18 protein-coding genes are annotated in these 20,320 nt (G+C 40.8%); 7 read left to right on the top strand and 11 right to left on the bottom strand.

The genetic code is table 11. The annotated features are described in order from the left end of the window. Positions 1–30: 30 nt before the first annotated feature. Together N6B01_RS02275 and N6B01_RS02270 are read right to left on the bottom strand one after the other, a co-directional pair. A complete protein-coding gene (locus N6B01_RS02275) occupies positions 31–528 on the bottom strand; it encodes a hypothetical protein (protein ID WP_262079742.1) in 498 nt (165 codons plus the stop codon). Then, positions 521–1,066, bottom strand: coding sequence for a DUF6210 family protein (locus tag N6B01_RS02270; RefSeq protein ID WP_262079741.1), 546 nt, complete (start codon positions 1,064–1,066; stop codon positions 521–523). The genes N6B01_RS02275 and N6B01_RS02270 overlap by 8 nt, the downstream gene beginning before the upstream one ends. A gap of 176 nt (positions 1,067–1,242) precedes the next feature. On the opposite strand from N6B01_RS02270, the gene N6B01_RS02265 reads away from it, so the two are divergent. Further along, positions 1,243–2,364 carry an ATP-dependent DNA helicase gene (locus N6B01_RS02265; protein ID WP_182418721.1) on the top strand — a complete coding sequence of 374 codons (1,122 nt, stop codon included), beginning with the start codon at positions 1,243–1,245 and terminating at the stop codon, positions 2,362–2,364. Between the two features lie 249 nt (positions 2,365–2,613). Then, positions 2,614–3,900: a phosphoribosylamine--glycine ligase gene (gene purD / locus N6B01_RS02260; RefSeq protein ID WP_262079740.1), complete on the top strand. Its 1,287-nt coding sequence runs from the start codon at positions 2,614–2,616 to the stop codon at positions 3,898–3,900. A gap of 121 nt (positions 3,901–4,021) precedes the next feature. Here the strand turns inward: purD and N6B01_RS02255 are convergent, their stop codons facing one another. The 4 genes from N6B01_RS02255 to N6B01_RS02240 all read right to left on the bottom strand — a co-directional run bounded on the left by N6B01_RS02255 (position 4,022) and on the right by N6B01_RS02240 (position 10,137). Continuing rightward, on the bottom strand, positions 4,022–7,009 hold the full coding sequence (locus N6B01_RS02255; RefSeq protein ID WP_262079739.1) for an autotransporter family protein: 2,988 nt from the start codon (positions 7,007–7,009) through the stop codon (positions 4,022–4,024). A 227-nt stretch (positions 7,010–7,236) separates the two neighbouring features. Further along, positions 7,237–8,181 (bottom strand): 2-hydroxyacid dehydrogenase, encoded by a 945-nt coding sequence (locus N6B01_RS02250; protein ID WP_262079738.1) that lies wholly within the window; start codon positions 8,179–8,181, stop codon positions 7,237–7,239. Between the two features lie 30 nt (positions 8,182–8,211). Beyond that, the gene (locus N6B01_RS02245) at positions 8,212–8,853 is read right to left on the bottom strand and encodes a LysE family translocator (RefSeq protein WP_262080545.1); all 642 of its coding nucleotides are present in this window, start codon (positions 8,851–8,853) and stop codon (positions 8,212–8,214) included. A gap of 279 nt (positions 8,854–9,132) precedes the next feature. Then, positions 9,133–10,137: an adenosine kinase gene (locus tag N6B01_RS02240; RefSeq protein ID WP_182418717.1), complete on the bottom strand. Its 1,005-nt coding sequence runs from the start codon at positions 10,135–10,137 to the stop codon at positions 9,133–9,135. 312 nt (positions 10,138–10,449) lie between these two features. On the opposite strand from N6B01_RS02240, the gene N6B01_RS02235 reads away from it, so the two are divergent. From N6B01_RS02235 to trpA, 4 genes are all read left to right on the top strand, one after another. Further along, positions 10,450–11,190: a sulfate transporter family protein gene (locus N6B01_RS02235; RefSeq protein WP_182418716.1), complete on the top strand. Its 741-nt coding sequence runs from the start codon at positions 10,450–10,452 to the stop codon at positions 11,188–11,190. A 62-nt stretch (positions 11,191–11,252) separates the two neighbouring features. Further along, complete coding sequence (locus N6B01_RS02230) at positions 11,253–11,912, top strand: phosphoribosylanthranilate isomerase (RefSeq protein ID WP_182418715.1); 660 nt, start codon at positions 11,253–11,255, stop codon at positions 11,910–11,912. 205 nt (positions 11,913–12,117) lie between these two features. Continuing rightward, on the top strand, positions 12,118–13,284 hold the full coding sequence (gene trpB, locus N6B01_RS02225; protein ID WP_246708185.1) for a tryptophan synthase subunit beta: 1,167 nt from the start codon (positions 12,118–12,120) through the stop codon (positions 13,282–13,284). 21 nt (positions 13,285–13,305) lie between these two features. Further along, on the top strand, positions 13,306–14,115 hold the full coding sequence (trpA, locus tag N6B01_RS02220) for a tryptophan synthase subunit alpha (protein ID WP_262079737.1): 810 nt from the start codon (positions 13,306–13,308) through the stop codon (positions 14,113–14,115). A gap of 61 nt (positions 14,116–14,176) precedes the next feature. On the opposite strand, the gene N6B01_RS02215 is transcribed toward trpA, so the two are convergent. The 3 genes from N6B01_RS02215 to N6B01_RS02205 all read right to left on the bottom strand — a co-directional run bounded on the left by N6B01_RS02215 (position 14,177) and on the right by N6B01_RS02205 (position 16,041). Next, positions 14,177–14,548: a helix-turn-helix domain-containing protein gene (locus N6B01_RS02215; RefSeq protein WP_182418713.1), complete on the bottom strand. Its 372-nt coding sequence runs from the start codon at positions 14,546–14,548 to the stop codon at positions 14,177–14,179. Positions 14,549–14,565: 17 nt separating this feature from the next. Then, the gene (locus tag N6B01_RS02210) at positions 14,566–15,180 is read right to left on the bottom strand and encodes a Smr/MutS family protein (RefSeq protein WP_262079736.1); all 615 of its coding nucleotides are present in this window, start codon (positions 15,178–15,180) and stop codon (positions 14,566–14,568) included. A 171-nt stretch (positions 15,181–15,351) separates the two neighbouring features. Further along, positions 15,352–16,041 (bottom strand): Tim44/TimA family putative adaptor protein, encoded by a 690-nt coding sequence (locus tag N6B01_RS02205; protein WP_262079735.1) that lies wholly within the window; start codon positions 16,039–16,041, stop codon positions 15,352–15,354. 608 nt (positions 16,042–16,649) lie between these two features. Here N6B01_RS02205 and N6B01_RS02200 point away from each other — a divergent pair. Next, complete coding sequence (locus tag N6B01_RS02200) at positions 16,650–18,362, top strand: lysozyme inhibitor LprI family protein (protein WP_262079734.1); 1,713 nt, start codon at positions 16,650–16,652, stop codon at positions 18,360–18,362. A gap of 81 nt (positions 18,363–18,443) precedes the next feature. On the opposite strand, the gene hisG is transcribed toward N6B01_RS02200, so the two are convergent. Both hisG and N6B01_RS02190 read right to left on the bottom strand, forming a co-directional pair. Continuing rightward, positions 18,444–19,133, bottom strand: a complete 690-nt coding sequence (gene hisG, locus N6B01_RS02195; RefSeq protein ID WP_182418710.1) for an ATP phosphoribosyltransferase — start codon at positions 19,131–19,133, stop codon at positions 18,444–18,446. Position 19,134: 1 nt separating this feature from the next. Next, positions 19,135–20,241, bottom strand: a complete 1,107-nt coding sequence (locus tag N6B01_RS02190) for an ATP phosphoribosyltransferase regulatory subunit (RefSeq protein WP_262079733.1) — start codon at positions 20,239–20,241, stop codon at positions 19,135–19,137. Between the last annotated feature and the right edge of the window lie 79 nt (positions 20,242–20,320).

Raw genomic sequence — 20,320 nt, 5'->3', positions numbered from 1 at the left:
AAAATAGAAATTAAAAAGCGCTTTAGCTGCCTAACATTTGCTAAAGCGCTTTTTTATGTTTGCTATATTGTTTTTGCCCCAAGCTAAAAGCCGCCGTAAGCCAAGGGCAAAAATATAAATTGCTGTAAGGCTTAGGAAAAGCCAACAAAACCCACCAATCAAATCCGCCGTATCAATACGACTTTCAACCATCATCATATTTATCGTGCAAATATTTTGATTGTTCATAACAACATGGTTAAATACCGCAATGCTGCGCGGTAAAACTGCAATAAAATAGCAACTTGGTAACAGCAAACTTATCCAAAAGTTTAAATAGCTTTTGCTTTTAAGATTCAGTGCAATGAGAACCGCCCAAATAATCACCGAAAAGACAATGCCTTGAAAACTATCCGACATTGCTTGATTGCATGTATCAGCAATTAGCGATAGCTCGGCATTTATAACCACAATGCAGGCAAGAATAAAGCAAATGATATGCAGTATCAGCTTAAACGCCTTGTTAGGTGGATTATTTGCCTTATCCATTGCGCCCCACTTCCTCTTTTCGCCTCTTTGCCTTAAGTATAATTTCTTGTGATTTTTTTACCATTTCCTCATAGATATGGTAATCTGGCCGCTCAACAAATGGATCATTGAAAGACCATGTTAAAACAGCTTTGAGCGGTAATTGCTGCTGTGGCACGGTGAACATATCTTGAAATCCGGCTGTAATATTAACATAAATCCATTGATTATAAGATTTATCGAGCTCACCCTCATCTAATTCAATTAGCTCCGCAAGTTGAAATTCTTCAAAAAGGTTACTCAAGTTTTGACGCAATTGCGGATTGTGATGTAAATAGCATTGGTCACTATATTGATAATAGTGGTCTTGAAATAAAGAAATTATAGCATGGCAAAATTCTTTGTTTTTATAAATTGGAAAAGGTAGCAAAAACCCTTGCGCCTCTTCTTCATCGTGTAATTCACCGCCGGTTTGGGTGTGATAGATCATGCCATTATCGTTTAGAATAATAAGATAGCTATCACGAGCCTCCCAAATCGTTGTGAATAATTTTTCCATAGCGCGCCTTTTTCCACCTTAGATTAACCAATAACTATTCCTAACAAGCATTATAGATGTTTTACTATAATGATCCTCTTGTGTTTTAAATATGTTATTCTTTACTGAATAAAAATCGCGTGTACAAAGATAGTTCAAGCTTGCGCTTTTTACTCGAATCCTGTTTTGTTCTTTCCATGAAGTTTTCACCTGAACAAGAAAAAGCATTGGACGAAGTGGCTCGCTGGTTAAAAGCGGGGCGGTCTCCTATTTTTAGGCTTTTTGGCTATGCCGGTACGGGTAAAACCACCCTTGCTCGCTATTTTGCTGAAACAATTGATGGCACGGTGCAATTTGCCGCTTTTACCGGCAAAGCCGCGCAAGTTTTGCGCTCCAAAGGCGCAAGCAATGCTCGCACGCTGCATTCGCTTATCTATCGGCCACGCGGCGAAGAAGCGGTTGAAGACGAAATTACTGGTAAAACCTCAATTGCGCCGATGTTTTCGGTTAACCGCCAAAGTCCCGTTAGCCAAGCCGCTTTAATCGTTGTTGATGAATGTTCAATGGTAGACGAGCAATTGGGCCGCGATTTGATGAGTTTTGGCACACCGATTTTAGTGCTAGGTGACCCCGGGCAATTGCCACCTATTTCCGGTGGCGGCTTTTTTACCGAGGCAGAACCTGATTTTTTATTAACTGAAATTCACCGTCAAGCCAAAGACAATCCAATTATTCGCCTTGCACTTGATGTGCGCGAGGGGCGCGATATTGCTTATGGTGATTATGGCAAAGCACGGATCATCACCCGTAACGATGTTAATCAAGAACTGGTTTTGGCGGCAGATCAAGTATTGGTTGGCACCAATCGGACAAGAAAGCGCTATAATCAACGTTTGCGGGAGTTAAAAGGCTTTGATGCTGTTTATCCGCAAGCTGGCGATAAACTCGTATGCTTGCGCAATGACCCTGTAAAAGGCTTGCTTAATGGCTCGCTTTGGAAAGTGTTTCAATCCTCTAAAGAAACAGTAAAGCCGGGTATTAATCTTTTGATAAACCCAGAAGATGATGATCGCGGCATGGCAAAAATCAAATTATTAAAAGCGCAATTTGAAGATCCCGATGCGGAAATTGCTTGGAACTTAAAAAAACGCTATGATGATTTTGACTATGGCTACGCCTTAACCACCCATAAAGCGCAAGGCTCACAATGGGATAAGGTGGTATTGTTTGACGAAAGCTATGCCTTTCGTGAAACGAGAGAGCGTTGGCTTTACACCGCAATAACCCGTGCCGCCGAAGAATTAGTGATTGTTCGGTAATTGGTTATTATATGATAGGTTATGCGCGAAAAGTCTTTTGCCAAGCTTTGCTATTCTAACTTACAAAAATTATCTGATATAGGGCATATAAGAATTGCCCCCTCCCCCAAAAGGCTAGCCTGCTTTTGCAAGGAACATGCTTTATGTGTTTAACATAATTTTTTGATGTTATTTGCTTGCCGCATCCATGTTAGATGATTTAAAGATTAAAGTTCAATGATGACTTTTAACAGGGAATGGGGCTGTGGCATGAAAATTCTTCTTATTGGTTCTGGTGGGCGCGAGCATGCTTTGGCATGGAAAATGACACGTTCCCCCCTATTAGAAAAATTATGGTGCGCCCCCGGCAATCCTGGGACTGCAAACATTGCCGAAAATATCAGCCTCGATATTAGCGATCACCAAGCGGTTATTGCTTTTTGTAAAGATAATGGCGTTGACCTTGTTATGGTTGGCCCAGAAGCGCCGCTTGTCGCCGGCATTTGCGATGATTTGATCGCTGCTAGTATTAAAGTTGTTGGCCCAACCAAGCAAGCGGCACAACTTGAGGGCTCAAAAGGCTTCACCAAGGATATTTGTAGCCGCTTTAATATTCCAACTGCTAGCTATGGCCGCTTTAGCAATGCAGATAGCGCCAAAGCCTATATTCGCCAACAAGGTGCGCCAATCGTGGTTAAAGCTGATGGCTTGGCCGCCGGCAAAGGCGTATTTGTTGCTATGACCTTAGAAGACGCATTAAATGCCATTGATGCTTGCTTTGATGGTGCTTTTGGCGAAGCGGGCGCTGAAGTTGTGGTAGAAGAATTTTTACAAGGCGAAGAAGCAAGCTTTTTTTGCCTTTGCGATGGCAAAAACGCCATTCCCTTTGGCACGGCCCAAGACCATAAGCGCGTAGGTAATGGCGATACTGGCCCCAATACGGGCGGCATGGGCGCCTATTCACCAGCATCAATCATGAGTGATGAACTTATCGCCCAAACCATGCGCGAAATTATTGAACCAACCATGCGCGGCATGATTGCCATTGATGCGCCATTTACTGGTATTTTATATGCAGGCTTAATGCTAACCGACCATGGTCCAAAACTGATTGAATATAATGTACGCTTTGGTGATCCTGAATGTCAGGTATTAATGATGCTGTTGCAAGATGATCTTATCCCACTGCTTGATAAGGCTGCAACCGGCAATCTATCAGGCGTTGTACCAAAATGGGCAAATGAGGTGGCACTTACCGTTGTTTTAGCTGCCGAAGGCTATCCCGATCATCCACTTAAAGGCACGATTATTGAAGGCGTTGAAGAAGCAGCGAAAGAAAAAGATGTTGTCATCTTCCACGCTGGAACCGCGTTAAAGGAAGGGAAATTAATTGCGAATGGTGGACGGGTTTTAAATGTTACCGCTAAGGGCGCAACCGTGTTAGAAGCCCAACAAAAAGCCTATGCCGCCATTGATAAGATCAATTGGCCACAAGGTTTTTGCCGCCAAGATATTGGCTATAAGGAAATTGCCCGCTTCAAAACGCTTCACCAATAACCTTGTTTCACTATTGCACAAATGGTCTAGGGTCATGACCTCATATACAAACCATGAATAGTGTTTAAGAATAAAAAGGCAGCCAATTGGCTGCCTTTTTATTTAATGAAAGAAACGACACTTAAAAGCGGGCTTTAAAACCAACTGTACCATTAAAACTATAACTATCGCTAAAATTTGTAAAACTGGTACGCGCATCAATTTCACTATAGATGGTGAAGGCATCATCTTTCCAATTATAGGAAATACCTGTACCAAGACCACCCCAGAAACGATCTGAACGATTACGGAAATTAACACCGGTCAAATTAATATTGGTACCATTTAAGAAATCATAATAAAGATTGCCAATACCATAAGCCTTTAAACGGCGTAAATCACCCTCTGATGTTTTCCAACTTACTTCACGATCAAATTGCATGCCCAAACGACCCGTTAATGCATTCCCATCTTTTGCATTGACATGGCCGCCATAATTATCATTGAAACTATTAAAATCGACATCATTATAGCTTAACTGAACTTGTGGGGTCATTGCCCATTCTTGATTAAGAGCAATTTTCTTACCTGCCTCAATGCTAAGAGCATAACCACGACCGCGATTGCCATCAACAACGCGCTTACCAAATCCATTTTCTAGCCAATTGGAACGGATATCACTATCATAGAACATTACCTGCCCTACACCATCAACATATAGCCCATTGGCGCCATACCACGTTAAAGTACCACCAAAGCCATAACCATCTGTACTTATTTCACCATCACCATAGCGTGAATCAATGTCAGCTTTTGCATGACCATATTGGAAATAAACACCGCCAATAAATTTACCATGAGCAGTTTCTTGGGCAATAAAATCCAATCCTAATAATGTTTTCACCAAATCGATATCATATGAAGAATTGGTTTTACTAATATCAGATTTAATGTGGCCTGTACCACCATCAACCTTCATCCAAAAGCCACGACCATCCGCTTGATCAATTGTATTGGCTTGTAAATCTTTTGACGTGTTAAGCCAAGTGCGGTTACCAACGCGCTGTTCTAGCGTTCCAACCTTATTCAACTGCTGAAGAATTTGCGGATAGGCTTCATATAAGGGCGCAGTAGCTGAATAAACTGGCTTTACTGGTTTTACTGGTTTGTCTTCAGTATCATCATCATCTTTTGTACTAAGCGAACGCAAATACCAATTGCCATCAAAATTACCCGCAGCATCGCTTGCATAAAGTGAATAGGCATAAGCACCTGCAATAATTGCTGAGCGTCCCTCAAACGAATAATCAGATTTTAAAGTAAATGCATCGGCAGAAGATGTACCATCAACTTTAATGATATTTATACCATTTCCAGTTGTTAGTGCGCCAATACCATTGCGATTAAGGATATTAACCCAAGTACTACCTGTTGCATCGCCTAAAATATGCAATTGATCGGTTGCAGAATTGCTATCACCCAATACGGTATTAATAAAAATTTGACCATTATTGGCAGCATAATTACCATCAATTTTTAAAGTCTTATAAGTATTATCATAAGAGAATGAAATTATGCCATCATTCGTAACATTAGACTTTAAGCTGACATTACCATTAATGTATAAAGTGCCTAGATTTTTAAACGCATCTTGTTCGCTAGACAATGTTTCCCAACTTGTCGTGTCATACAGTTTTAAAGATGAATTGGCTTCAACGGCAATTTTTCCAACACTAACTACAGTTAAATCCTGCGCGTCATAATTTGCGGTTTGTGTACCCTTACCAACAGAAAATAAAGCATCTTCATCACCAATTACATTACCCTTGATAATGCTTTTATCGCCAAGAGCGTAAAGAGATGCAGAGCGTAAATTTACTTCACCTAAAAGAGAACCATAATTTAAGACTTGACCATTTGCCGAAACAGAAATAGACGCGCCGCCACCTTGGATAACGCCACCTTCAAAATTCTTAATAATAGCATTTTGGAAAGAGGATTCGACACCGACATTAACACCATTAATATTGCCGCTATTTTCGATAACAACACTACCCGTACTGCCAGTAAGCTCTATACCAACAACACCGCTTATATCTTTATAGTTATTGATACTTACAGTATTTTGATTGCCATTTGTATTATTGACCATAATACCCAATGATTGACGCGCATATATAGTACCATAATTATTGATGACATTGCTTTGTGCAATTGGATTAATATTATTAAGAATAATGGCTTGGGAGTTTTCTACATCCTTGCTACCAATAGTCCCATAATTATTAATGACTCCAATCGTACCCCTATTTTGAATAATGGCGCTTTGGCCTGTTTCAATGGTGCCATAATTATTAATTTGACCAATATCATTATAAGTCAATACACCATATTGACTGGATTTAAGCTGACCATGATTATCAATGGAACCAATATACCCAGTACCACCATTGGTAAAGATAGCGGCATTGTACCAAGTTGTATGATCGCCGCGCGCTTCGATAATATTATTATTTATTATCTTATCAATCGCTGCTGGACCATCCAACTGAATACCTGCATTATAGCCAGAAATAACGCCAGAATTAGTCAAAGTATTGATTTTAGCAGTGGTAATAATAGCCGCGTCAACACCTGATATAACGCCATCATTGGTTATACTATCAATAGCACCAGTAGACAAAATAGCTGTCGTGTTATCTGATGAAATAACGCCGCTTTGCGTGTTATGTATTGAACCAATCGTGCCTTGATTAAACAACCCTAAGCCCAAAGACGATTTTAGCGTGCCTGAATTGACAAAACTCGTAATAACACCCCTGTTTTGAATACCTGCATCTTCCCAAAAACGATCTGCATTTTGTATGGCAGAAATCATTCCAGCATTGGTAATGCTAACTGTATTGTTTGCATTAACAAGTATTCCACGGTTTACCCCCAAAACCTGACCGGTTATTGTATTTTCAAAGGTTAAACCGTTATAATTATTATCAAGTGTTAATGCTGTATCTGGCGTGCTAATAATGGTGTCATTGACCATTTGTGAATAAGAAAAACTTGTGTTTAAACAACATAAAAAAGTGCTGCAAAAAATAATTTTTTTCCATGAAAAAAGTTTATGTCTATACATTATAGGGAATCCCGCTAAACTTGCTAAAAAATTTTCCCTTAAATAACATCGACTTGTCAGCAATTCAATTGATAAGCTTCAATTTATATATGTAAATTCATATTTGCTTATTTTAGTGACTCTTTTAACACAATTAAATAATTAGCCGACTAATAATTTTCCTATAAATAATAGTTTTTGTGAGGATAATTCTCTGTCTAAAGTTTAGATAAATTTTTTAATCAGCATTAATAGCCCAATTTGCGATTGACAAATGGCGGTAAATCACCGGTTTTTTGCCAAGTGGCAATATTGTGTGCAACAATTTTTGCCGCAGTTTCCTTAGGCGTTTGCGCGGCAATATGGGGCAATATGGTAATCGCTGGATTATGCCAATAGGGGCATGTTGGCGGCAATGGCTCAACATTAAAGACATCAAGAATAGCATGTCCAAGTTGCCCTTGCTCAATAGATTTTAGCATGGCTTGCGCTTCAACAACTGGCCCACGGGCAAAGTTAATTAAAGCTGCACCTTTTTTCATTTGAGAAAACCGCTTGTCATTCATCAAGCCAGTGGTTTCATTGGTTAGCGGGACGAGTAAAACAACAATATCACTTGTCTGCAACAATGTCGTTAAACCATCATCACCTGTTAGGCTTTGAAGATTATCAATGGTTTTTAGGGTGCGGCTCCAACCAATGACATTAAAACCGGCATGCTGTAAAAATTTTGCTGACGCTTGCCCAAGCAGCCCCAAGCCAACAATGCCAACAGTCATATTATGAGGTGGGCGATATTCACGCGGTTGCCATTGTTTTGCCATTTGGCTGATCCGATAGGCTGGCATATCACGTTGAATATAATAGCTCCAAGCAAGCACAGCTTCAGCCATGGTGCGGGTTAATTCAGGATCAATAAGGCGGATAATTGGCGCGCAATTTAGTGGAAGCTCACTAACCAATCTTTCAACCCCGGCCCATAAACTATGGATAAGTTGTAAATTAGGCAGCAAAGCAAGCTCGCTAGGGTCGGGATTAGCAACAATTGCCACCGAGCAATCATGCTTTTGCATATCACTCATTGCTGATATTGCCATAATTTTTTGACCATTAAATGCCTTATTTAATGCGTCCAACCAATTTTGTGTTTCCTCACCATTATAACGAGAAACAAATGCAATAACCTTATTCATAAATCCTCCCATTTATTTTATCGACATGCTTTATTTTGCTTGAATGGCCAATAGCTTTACTGCAAAGCCCATGAACATTGCTCCCATCACCCAATTCAAACCACGAATAAATTGCGGGTTTTCCTTTAATAGCTTAGCAACGCGGTCAGCTGCAACAATGATTGCGGCAACAAAAGGCATGGAAACGGGAATGAAAGATAGCCCCAAAAAAACCAATTTACCCGCAGCATGAGGATCTGTCACCGACACAAATTGCGGCAAAAAGGTCATATTAAATAAAATAACCTTAGGATTTAACAAATTGGACATCAAGCCAGCCAAATAATTCTTTTTGAAAGAAAATGTTTTGGTCTTTTCCATATCAAGCTTAAAAGTTGACCGGTTGCGAAATAATTGAATAGCCAACCAAACAAGATAAGCAGCACCAAGCCATTTTAAGATAAAAAACGCTGTTGGCGAGGCAATAATGAGCGCAGAAAGCCCAATAGACACGGCAATAACATGGATAAAAATGCCACTATACGCGCCAAGCAAGCAAGCAAAGCCAGCTTTTGCCCCATCAAGGATAGAGCGTGAAATAAGCAATGTAAGATCAGGGCCGGGAACAAGTGTCAAGATAATCGAATAAAGCGCAAATTTTAAAAAAATTGACCATTCTGGCAAAAATGTCATCATGTTTGCTACACCTTTTTGGAGCGTATTTCGATCTGATTGGTTCAGATTGGCGCTCTAATGCATTGTTTACACCGCGTTTTTTGTCCGAAAACCGCTTCACACTTTTCTAAAAAACGCTCTAATCACATTGATAAGATTTCTAGCAAAAAGACAACAACAAATCTATGGAAATAATCGTGATGAATTTTGCTGTTAATATTATCAAAAATGATAAAGGCACCCCAAAAATGAAGAGGTGCCTTGATTATATAGTATGATCAATTTTTCAAAATTGCTTTAGCGTTTTTCAATCAAGCCTTCTTGAATAGCTGCATCACACAAAGAATATTGTACGCGCGCACCAACTTGCTGAATAACAAGACCGGCAGCAAGCGAACCAAGACGCGCTGCATCTTCTAGGCTTAACCCATTGGTATAACCATAAAGGAAGCCTGCCGCATAAAGATCACCAGCGCCAGTTGTATCAACAACCTTTTCAACCGCTATCGGCGAAATAGTAAAGGTTTCATCACGTTGAACAATAACCGAACCCTTATCACCGCGCGTTACACAAGCAATATGCTTGCAATCGGTGCGGATAGCGCGAATAGCTGTATCAAATGAGGTTGTATCATAAAGCGCTAGAATTTCTGCTTCATTGGCAAAAACAATATCAACCATGCCAGAGCGGATCATTTCTAAAAATTCATCACGATAGCGCTCAACACAAAATGAATCCGACAGAGTAATAGCAACTTCATTCATATTTTCATGGGCAATACGTGCAGCAAGGCGCATTGCCTCCTTGGCGCGTGGCGGATCCCACAAATAACCCTCAAAATAAGTAACTTTGGCTTCAGCAACCTTGGAAATTTCAATATCTTCTGGGCCAAACTCAATACATGCGCCAAGATAAGTATTCATCGACCGCTCGCCATCGGGCGTATTAAAAATCATACATCTTGCGGTTGGCGCACCATTTTCTAAGGGGCGCGTATCATAAGAAACACCTTGGCCGCGCATATCATGGGCAAAGACTTGCCCTAAGTGATCGCTTGCAACCTTGCCCATAAAGGCAGCTTTACCACCAAGGCTGGCAACACTTGCCGCCGTATTGGCAGCACTACCGCCTGAAGACTCTATGGCTTGCCCCATACGGCTATATAAAAGCTCCGCACGGCCGCTATCAATCAAATTCATCGCATTTTTTACAATGCCGTTTTGAATAAGAAAATCATCAGAACAACGGGCAATAACATCAACAATGGCATTGCCAATAGTTAAAACATCGAATTTCGGCATGGATTAAAAGCTCCATAAGTTCAAAACAAGAACACAATTATACATTTAAATGGATAAAAGACTTAAACTCTTGAACAGTTAGATTTATATAAAGGATAAATAGATTTACCCATAGGATTTGGTTAAAACGGACATTGAACGCCAATGCACAAGAAATTTTAAAAAAGCATATCAGAACCAAAAATATCGGGCAATCCACTTTTAAAATTGGCAAGGCTTTACGATATATGATTATTAATGCTTTAAAAAAATAAATGCCAGTACAAAAATGAAACCTCGTTTCGCCTTTTTCAGTTTTAAGTCAGGAAAAAAATGATTTTCAACGCTGCCTTTTGGGCTCTACAACGTTTATGGTCGCCGCAATTTAGAACAATTTTCTGGAAGTCCCTTGGCTATACAATTGGTCTTTTGATTTTTCTATGGTTTTTCTTACGCCAAATATTTATTCAATCGGTTTTTCCTTGGCTTGCACCCTATTTTTCTGGCATGCCTGATTGGCTTGGCTGGCTTGGCATTGTGTGGATTATTACTTTTAGCTTTGGGCTTGCAGCTATTCTTGCCTTATTGGTGGGGCCAATTACCGCACTTATCGGTGGGCTTTTTATTGATGATGTGGCTGAAATTATTGAAAAGCAAGATTACCCACAAGATAAAGTCGGAACTGCAATGCCGCTTGGTCGCTCGATGATTATCGCGGCGCGCTTTCTTTGCCTTTCCATCATCGGCAATATTATTGCGCTTTTATTATTATTGGTACCGGGGGTTAATCTCATAGGCTTTTTTGTCATTAACGGCTATCTTTTAGGGCGAGAATATTTTGAATTTGCCGCAAGCCGCTTACGTGCTGAAAAAGGTGGTCATGAATTTTACTTACAAAACCGATGGAACGTTTTTTGTGCAGGTTTGGTGATTGCCTTGTTTTTATCCATTCCGATACTCAATTTATTGACACCGCTATTTGCAGCAGCCATGATGACCTATTTGCACAAATCACTTTCTGGCAGTAAAAGAGAACCAAAACAGAAAGATCAATACGATTCTAGGCCGATATGAAGTTATGATCGGTTTTTAAAAAATAAAGAATTCACTTGGATCACCAAAATGGGAAAACCAAAATGGCACTTGATATAAAGATTTGTGGATTAAAGACAAATGAGGCGGTAGAAGCGGCCATTGCCAATGGTGCAAGCCATATTGGCTTTATCTTTTTTCCCAAAAGTCCACGCAATATTTCATTTTTGCAAGCAGCCGCGCTTTGTGAAACAGTCGCAAAGCGCGCCAAAACCGTTGCCGTAACGGTTGATGCTGATAATCTTTTTCTTGATGACCTTGTCCATATTGTAAAGCCCGATATGCTGCAATTACATGGCCATGAAACGCCGCGCCGCGTTGCTGAAATTAAAAAGCGCTATAATTTACCCGTGATGAAAGCAATTTCAGTCCATACCGCGCCAGATTTACAAAACGCTATTCCCTACAGGGAAGTTAGCGACCGCATTTTATTTGATGCCAAAGCCCCACAAGGTTCTAATCTTCCGGGGGGAAATGGCGTGTCTTTTGATTGGCAATTATTAAATAATTTTGATAGCGACATGGATTATATGCTTTCTGGTGGTTTGCGCATTGAAAATATCCATGATGCATTAACAACGATTAGCCCAAGTGGCATTGATGTCTCATCAGGCGTTGAGAGTGAACCAGGCGTTAAAGATCTTGCCCTTATGAACGGTTTTTTTAACGCGGTACAAAATGCTTTAATCGCCCAGCAAAAATAACGATGCAATGCTTTGCACGGCACCACCAATTTAAAATGTTTTGCCTAAATTGGTTTTTTATGACTATAAGCAGTATATAATAAAATTCGACAGTTGAATGAAGATGGCAATAATGGAGAATGATGTGACAAAGCTGGTTGATGGGGCGCAAGATGATCGCGCAATTGACTTAAATTCGTATCGGACAGGTCCTGATGAAGATGGCATGTTTGGTATTTTTGGCGGTCGATTTGTTGCTGAAACTTTGATGCCACTTATATTGGAGCTTCAAGATGCTTATGATGAAGCAAAAAATGATCCAGCCTTTAAAGCCGAGCTGTCCAATCTTTTAACCCATTATGCCGGCCGTCCATCAAAGCTCTATTATGCCGATCGTCTTTCAGAACATCTTGGCGGCGCAAAAATCTATTTAAAGCGTGAAGACCTTAATCACACCGGCAGCCATAAAATCAATAATTGTTTGGGCCAAGTGCTTTTAGCAAAGCGCATGGGCAAAAAACGCATTATTGCTGAAACGGGTGCTGGTCAACACGGGGTTGCTACTGCAACCGTTGCCGCGCGCTTTGGCTTTCCTTGTGTTGTTTATATGGGTGCAACCGATGTTGAGCGGCAAAAGCCCAATGTGTTTCGCATGAACCTTCTTGGCGCTGAAGTAAAGCCAGTATCGGCTGGTAATGGCACTTTAAAAGACGCGATGAATGAAGCCTTGCGCGATTGGGTTAGCAATGTTGATGATACTTATTATCTCATTGGTACTGCCGCCGGCCCGCACCCCTACCCTGAAATGGTGCGCGATTTCCAAACCACTATCGGTGATGAAGCGCGCGCTCAAATTTTAGAACGTGAAGGCCGCCTGCCTGATATGATTATTGCCGCCGTTGGTGGTGGCTCTAACGCTATTGGGCTTTTCCATTCCTTCCTTGATGATAAAAGTGTTGAAATTATTGGCGTTGAAGCAGGTGGCCATGGCCTTGATAGCGATGAGCATTGCGCATCAATGAGTGCTGGAAGCCCCGGCGTTCTTCACGGCAACCGCACCTATCTTTTGCAGAACAGTGATGGGCAAATTCTTGAAGGCCATTCAGTTTCTGCAGGTCTTGATTATCCAGGTGTTGGCCCTGAACATTCATGGCTTAAAGACACGAAGCGGGTTAGTTATGTGCCTATTCTTGACAATGAAGCTTTGGACGCATTTCAACTATTAACCCGTACTGAAGGTATTATTCCAGCGCTTGAATCTTCACATGCCTTGGCAGAGGCAGTAAAACGCGCACCTAAAATGGGCAAAGATCAAATTATCATCGTCAATCTTTCGGGGCGTGGTGATAAGGATGTGCATACGGTCGGCAATTTGCTCGGCATGGCAATGTAACGCTTTTTAAGGATTTTAACTATGACGCGTATTGATGATAAATTTGCGGCCTTAAAAGCTGAAGGTCGCAGTGCTCTTGCCACTTATATTATGGCTGGCGATCCTAATTATGATGAATCCTTAAAGATTATGTTGGATTTGCCAAAATCTGGTGCTGATATTATTGAACTTGGCATGCCTTTTTCAGACCCAATGGCCGATGGCCCAACCATTCAGCTTGCCGGCCAAAGGGCACTAAAAAATGGCCAAACTCTTGCAAAAACCTTACAATTGATTAGGGATTTTCGCGTTCATGATAATGTTACGCCAATTTTAATGATGGGCTATTATAATCCAATCTATATTTATGGTGTCGATCGCTTTTTGAAAGATGCCAAAGAAGCAGGACTTGATGGCTTATTGGTGGTCGATCTCCCCCCTGAAATGGATAATGAGCTTTGTTTGCCTGCCTTAAAAGCTGGGATTAATTTCATTCGTCTTGCAACCCCAACAACTGATGATAAGCGCTTACCAAAGGTTTTACAAAATACTTCTGGCTTTGTTTATTATGTGTCAATGACCGGTATTACCGGCCAAGCCTTGCCGCAAATTGAGCAAATTGGCGATGCTGTTGCGCGCATTAAGCAGCATACAGATTTACCAGTCGTGGTTGGCTTTGGGATTAAAACCGCCGAACAAGCTGCCAATATTGCGAAGCTTGCCGATGGCGTTGTGGTGGGCTCAGCCATTGTTAATGCGGTAGCACAAAGCCTTGATGATAATGGCGCGGTTAAAGCCGATATTGTTGCAGCAACAAGCCGTTTGGTCAAAGAGTTAGCAAGCGGTCTTTAAAAACTTAAAATTGTGAGGTGTTTAATCAATGCCTCACAATCTATCGATCTATCGGCTAATTTTAAGATAAATCGGCAAGTAAATCATCAAGACATTTTTGCATTAATAATAATTTGTCAGCATTATCAATTTTTGCCAAATCCTTAGCAAGGCGATTAGCAAAATGGGTAGCTTCTGCCGACAATCCCTTGGTATCAATAATAATACGCGGATGGGAAAAATCGGCTAATTTTAATACTTCATCCGCCTCATCCCAAATAATATTAAAATAAGCGATAATCCGCTGCACAAAAGCAAAAGGCGGCGCACCTTTGCGCCCATGTTCAAGGGCGGACAGATAGGCGGCTGAAACATCAAGCGCCTTAGCCATTTCCTTTTGGCTTACGCCCTTTTTGCGCCGCAAGCTTTGCATTTTCAAACCAAAAGGGGTCATTGATTACTGCCTGTTGATTATGCGGATAATTTGCGCAATTTTAGATAGATTGCACCATCGCCACCATGATGACGCGCCGCATCATTAATAGCGCTAATATAGATGCGAAAAGCTGGGGTTGACAACCAATGGGGAACAAGTTGGCGCAAAATGCCATCACTTTGCAACGACTTACCCTTGCCGGTGATGATTAAAACGTGACGAAAGCCACGAAATTGTGCCGATTGTAAAAACCGCAAGAGCAGCGTGTGAGCTTCACTTTGCGTAAGACCATGCAAATCAATGCGGCCATCAATATCAAGCCTGCCTTTAGCGATTTTACGGTGGGTTTTGCGGTCAATCGGGTTGATTAATCCACCATCATTATTTCTACGGCTAGATTTTGGCGAATAATTATCTGCTTGCGCCCGTTTGGTTTGGTTTTTATCCAAAGGTGCAATATCACCGCTAGCCAGCATGGTTTTAAATTCAGTAGGATCGCTATCAGCTTGAGCAATAGCGGTACTCATACGCAAGGGACGAATGGATTTTGCCACCGCATCCCACAAAGCTTTGTCTTCAGGGCGCAAAACATTAAAGCGGCTTTTGCCACTTGTATTTTTTTGTTGTTTCTTGCCAAAATCGCTTTGCATTTTAAAACCAATATTTCTAATTTTTTGCTATATAGCATATTCACCTATCGGGCGAATAGACCAATTTTTTAAATTTCATTTTTTTGATTGATTTTGTCATTTAAAAAAAAAAATTTTATTTTTCAATAAAAAAGCCGCTAAAAGCGGCTTTTAAAATCCAAGGAATAATCCTTACGCATCCTCATCGGTGGCAATCACTTGCCAGTTAGGATCACGCGAGCGTGGATCACGGGCAAAGGTCCACAAATCATGCAATTGAGTTACTTCTTGCGGATCACCTTCAACCAAATTTTCATTTTTATCATAGGTAGCAGAGATCACTTCACTTGCAATACGCACCGTAATTTCTGCAACGCCATTATTGAGATCGGCAGCAACAATATCTGCCTTATCAATACCAACAAACGAAAATTTAACCTTTTCGCCATTTGCTTCACGCTCGCTAATTGCGGTATTAAAACCATCAAAAACATCTTTTGCTAAAAGCGTCTTCAAAGTGTTGGTATCGCCATTAGCAAAGGCAGTCATCACCATTTCATAGGCCATGCGCGAACCATCGCTAAAGCTTTGCGGTGAAAACGAACTATCGGCGGCACGAATAGCGCGCAATCCTTCATTTAAACGGCTTGATTGCGGGGCAATTGCATCAATATCAGAAAAATCATCGCTCCGGCGATTTTGTTTTTTCGCCATTGGTACGACATTATCATCACCGCGCGCTGGGCTGCTTGCTGGTGTACGTTTCATCGGATCAAAGGGAGGTCTTTCATTACCGGTACGCTTACCAAGCGCACTGCGCAATTGCAAAAATATGACAACTGCCAATACGAAAAATACTACGAGTACAACATCAAATTCCATTGTTTTCGTCAGTCTCCTGCCTTAAAATCTAAATGAACTATTCTTACACAACAAGGATAAGATTTAGTCAACCTTATCCTGTTTTAGAGCATAAGCCAAACAAAAAACAGCTTTTTTAAGAACCATTGCGGTTTTTCATTGCTTTAAATATTTGCTATATAGGTAACCATTATCAAACTTGCAAATGACGCATGAAACATTCCTTTAAATCACCGGCTAAGATGTTTAAGCAATTATATTTATAACAACCAATAAATAAATTACTTTTAGATAGTTAGGGTCAGGACCTATTAATTTGAACAAAATGGTATGAGGGAATTTTTGTGAGAACAAGGAGAAGAAACGCAGGAAATATAAATATTTTCAAGGGGCTTCGACAAAGTTATCGCAAAAATTTCCCATATCCTGAAAGGACACAAAAACAGCTGCAATCTACTGCGTCGTAAAGCTTAACTGGGTATACCACCCACTTTTCGCTTTCCTCCTTGTATATTTTTGCTGTTTATTGTGCCATTTCATTTAAATTAATAGGTCCTGACCCTAAGTACTTTAAATAATGTTTTAAAAATATTAGAGTGGTTAATAAATTTTCGGCAAGGTGTGGGGCCATGAATAATATGCGGTTATTTTTTTCCTTTATTTTTATAGTACTATTTTACTTCACAATAATCCCAACACTTAAAGCTGATCCACTTTATGATCAATGTATGGCAGAAAATCCATTTGGTACTAATTCAGATTGGACTGCATGCGGTAGTGAAAACTGGAAACGGCTTGATAACCAATTAAATGCGGTTTGGAAAATTGTTTTAGCAAGTTATGACGGCCACCCCAAAGCTGAAGGCATTCGCAAAAGCTTAATTGCAGAGCAACGGGCATGGTTAAACTATCGCCAAAATGTTTGTGCAGTTTATGAAAGCGGTTATTGGGGCCGCGATGGACAAGTGCTCAGTGCTCCCAACTGTAATAATAGCTTACTTGCTAACCGTATTGACGAACTGCGCAACCATTATTGTTATCAAGAAAAATGTGGCTTCGATCAACAGGTTGAACGTGATTTTATCGATACTAAAACGGAAAAATCTATTCTTGATTATTTTGAGACGCCAAATCAAAGTAGTTTGGGTCAAAGTGATCCGGATCAAGAAAACAGCGCTCAAGAAATTGCTGAGCTTGAAAAGGATTATGGCATCAATTTTGAAAAAGATGCATTACGTGATAAAAATAATTTTAAAAGCTTTTTGGATAAGGCTTGCCTCTTTACCCAATATCTTGATGAAAATGCCAATAATAATTTCCAATATCAAAGCTGCCAAAGTGCAATCATTGACCACCGCATTCAACAACTAGCCTTTGGGAATGATACAGCCACAACCAGCGCATTATCAGATTTTGCCAATATTGGTAAAATATCGCACAAGGGTGATTGGCTTTTTGGTTGCGACCAAGGTTTTAGCTGCACCGCAATTGGCTACCCTAATATTGATAATATATATGATAAAGGTCAATATATCGCAATCCATTGGCAATATAACAGCACGAAACCACCTCTTATACGCTTCATTGTGGCAAGCAATGATCAACATATTACAAGCGGTGAATTTATCTATCATTTTTCCAAGAAAAATCTTAAATTTGGGCTTATTAATGATAGCGCCCATCAGCCAGTTATTTTTGCGGCTCATATTGACGATAAAGACAGCGCAAATTTTATGAAGGCACTTTTATCCGAAAAAGAGTTAACCTTTGGTGTTGATGTTGAAGACCTACCTCGCGCTAATATTTCCCTTAAAGAATTTGCAAATTTTTATAACACTCAAAAAGATAATGCTAATGCGCTTTTTGGCAATAAAATTGCGCCTTTGCCGAAAATTTCGGCTCTCGCTTTTACCCTTAATACGCCAATTGCGCTACATGGTGAAGATAGTTCAAATTGCCAAAGTGATAAACCAACAGACTTAAATATTAGGCTAAACAATGGTGAACACTTCATTGCAGTTTGTGACGATTATACAAATAGATATACAGATAATTATCGCTTACAAAAACAAAGCCCACAAGGTATGATAGCGGCTCAATTTGATGGCAAAGCGAATTTATCTCAAGAAAATTGGCTATATAATTTAGCCGCAAATAATGCTGGACTTGAATTGCGTTCAACCATTCGTTTTAGTTCCAATAATGATTGCGGCCGCGATTTTGGCTTTGCCTATAATGGCAAGGTTTGGCAGTTAAGCACTGTTCGTGCCATGCCTTTTTGCGCGCTCGTTCAGCAAGAGGATTGGCCACAACTTTATAATAGCAATTTGGTAAAACAATAGCCAACTATTAAGGGCTTTATTCAAAGTGAAATAAAGCCCTTAATATTTTAAAAAACACGCGATAATCTTGCCATAGTTAAATCAGATAATAGCCTTCATGCGGCTTATAACCTCATCACTTAGAGCTTTTTCTTTGGTTTGCTTTGATGCAATAAGGCAAGCCTCTGATTTCAAAATCACCCCATCATCAAGCACTTTCAACTGATTGGCGGTTAAAGTTGCCCCGGTTGAGGTGATGTCAACAATCATATCGGCAGAGCCGGCGGCAGGCGCGCCCTCTGTTGCCCCCAAGCTTTCAACAATGCGATAGACTTGAATGCCATGCATTTGCGAAAAGAATTTTTGCGTCAAACGCCAATATTTTGTGGCAATGCGCAAACGGCGGCCATGACGCTGACGAAAATCTGCCGCCACATCATCAAGATCAGCCATGGTTGATACATCATGCCAAACCTGCGGCACAGCCACCACCACATCCGCATGGCCAAAGCCCAAGGGCAATTCCACCTTAACCCGTTCGTCAGCATGGGCAAGGGTTTCACGGATTAAATCTTCACCAGTAACACCAAGATCAACCCGGCCATAGCCAAGCTCGCGGGCAATTTCAGAGGCTGACAAGAATTGCAAATCTATTTTTGGTGCATTGGCAATATGGGCGCGGTAGCTGCGGTCATCTTCAGGCAAGACCACCTCGTAACCCGCCTTTTTTAATAATTCCAACGACTTTTCTTTTAATCTGCCCTTGGAGGGAAGTGCTAAAGTAATTGCCATTTTATAAATCTCCCCCTACCCGATCAAGCCACATGGAAAAACCAACGGCAGGTATGGGCTTTTTTGCACCAAGCATGGTTAAAAGACTATCATAGCGCCCACCGCCAATCATCACCTCGCCATTTTGCGAGCGGATCTCATAAACAAGGCTGGTATAATAATCAAGCGGGCGGCCAAAAGCAGCATCATAATGTAATTTATCAAGATCAAACCCTGCTTTTACAATCGCTTTGCTGCGGGCAGAAAAACGCTCAATTACATCATCAAGCTGCAAATGGTTTGTTTTGGCAAAATCGTTTAAAATATCAACCGCTTTATCAAGCGCGACATCAAACTTCAAAAATTCTTGCAAAGCCGCCATAGATTTTGGATCTAATTGCACTTCTGCAAGCTCTGCCTTTTCAATTAATCGCTGGGCAATTTCTTTAGGGCTGCGCGAAAATGCCGGCGAAATATTGGCACTTATCATTTCCGCTTCAAGCAAGTCTTGCAAACCATCCTTATCATGATTTGCAATTTTTTGTGCTATATGAGCGGGCAATTCTAGCGGCTCACGGGGTTTTGCAAAATCCGCAAGCAGTGCTTGCAAAAGCTGGTCATTACCAAAACAGCGCATGAGCTTTTTTTGCCAACCATGAGGTAAGCCCAGCGCATTTAAAACAGCGGCAAAAAGTGCCTGATCGCCAATTAAAATCTTATCAATCGTTAGCGATGAAACGTAACCAACCAGTGTAAAGGCATCATGAAGGGAGCGCGCATCAGCCTCCGCTTCATTGGTTTCGCCCAAATCTTCAATGCCTGCTTGCACAAAGCTACCGGTGCCAACCCGTCTTTGGCGGAACACTTCGCCAATATAGGCATAGCGGCGCGGCGTATCATGATTTTCAGCAATGTGGTTTAAACAAACAGGAATGGTAAATTCAGGGCGCAAACAAAGACTGTCACCATTTTCATTTTCAGTCATGAAAATGCGGCGGCGCAAGTCTTCTCCAACAATATCAAGGAAAGGATCGGCAGGTTGTAAAATCGGCACATTTACAGGTTCTAACCCCATTTGGCTAAAAACTGCGGTGACGCGTGCCGCGTTTGTTGGTCTTTCTGCTGTCATGATGTTGCCTGTCTTTATACTTAGTAACGTAACCTATGAAAGCCAATAATCCGCCTTCATAGGTTAAAGAATAATATTG

The organism is Bartonella sp. HY406 (assembly GCF_025449315.1).
Taxonomy (GTDB): Bacteria; Pseudomonadota; Alphaproteobacteria; order Rhizobiales; family Rhizobiaceae; genus HY038.
This window is presented reverse-complemented; position numbering and strand designations above follow the sequence as displayed.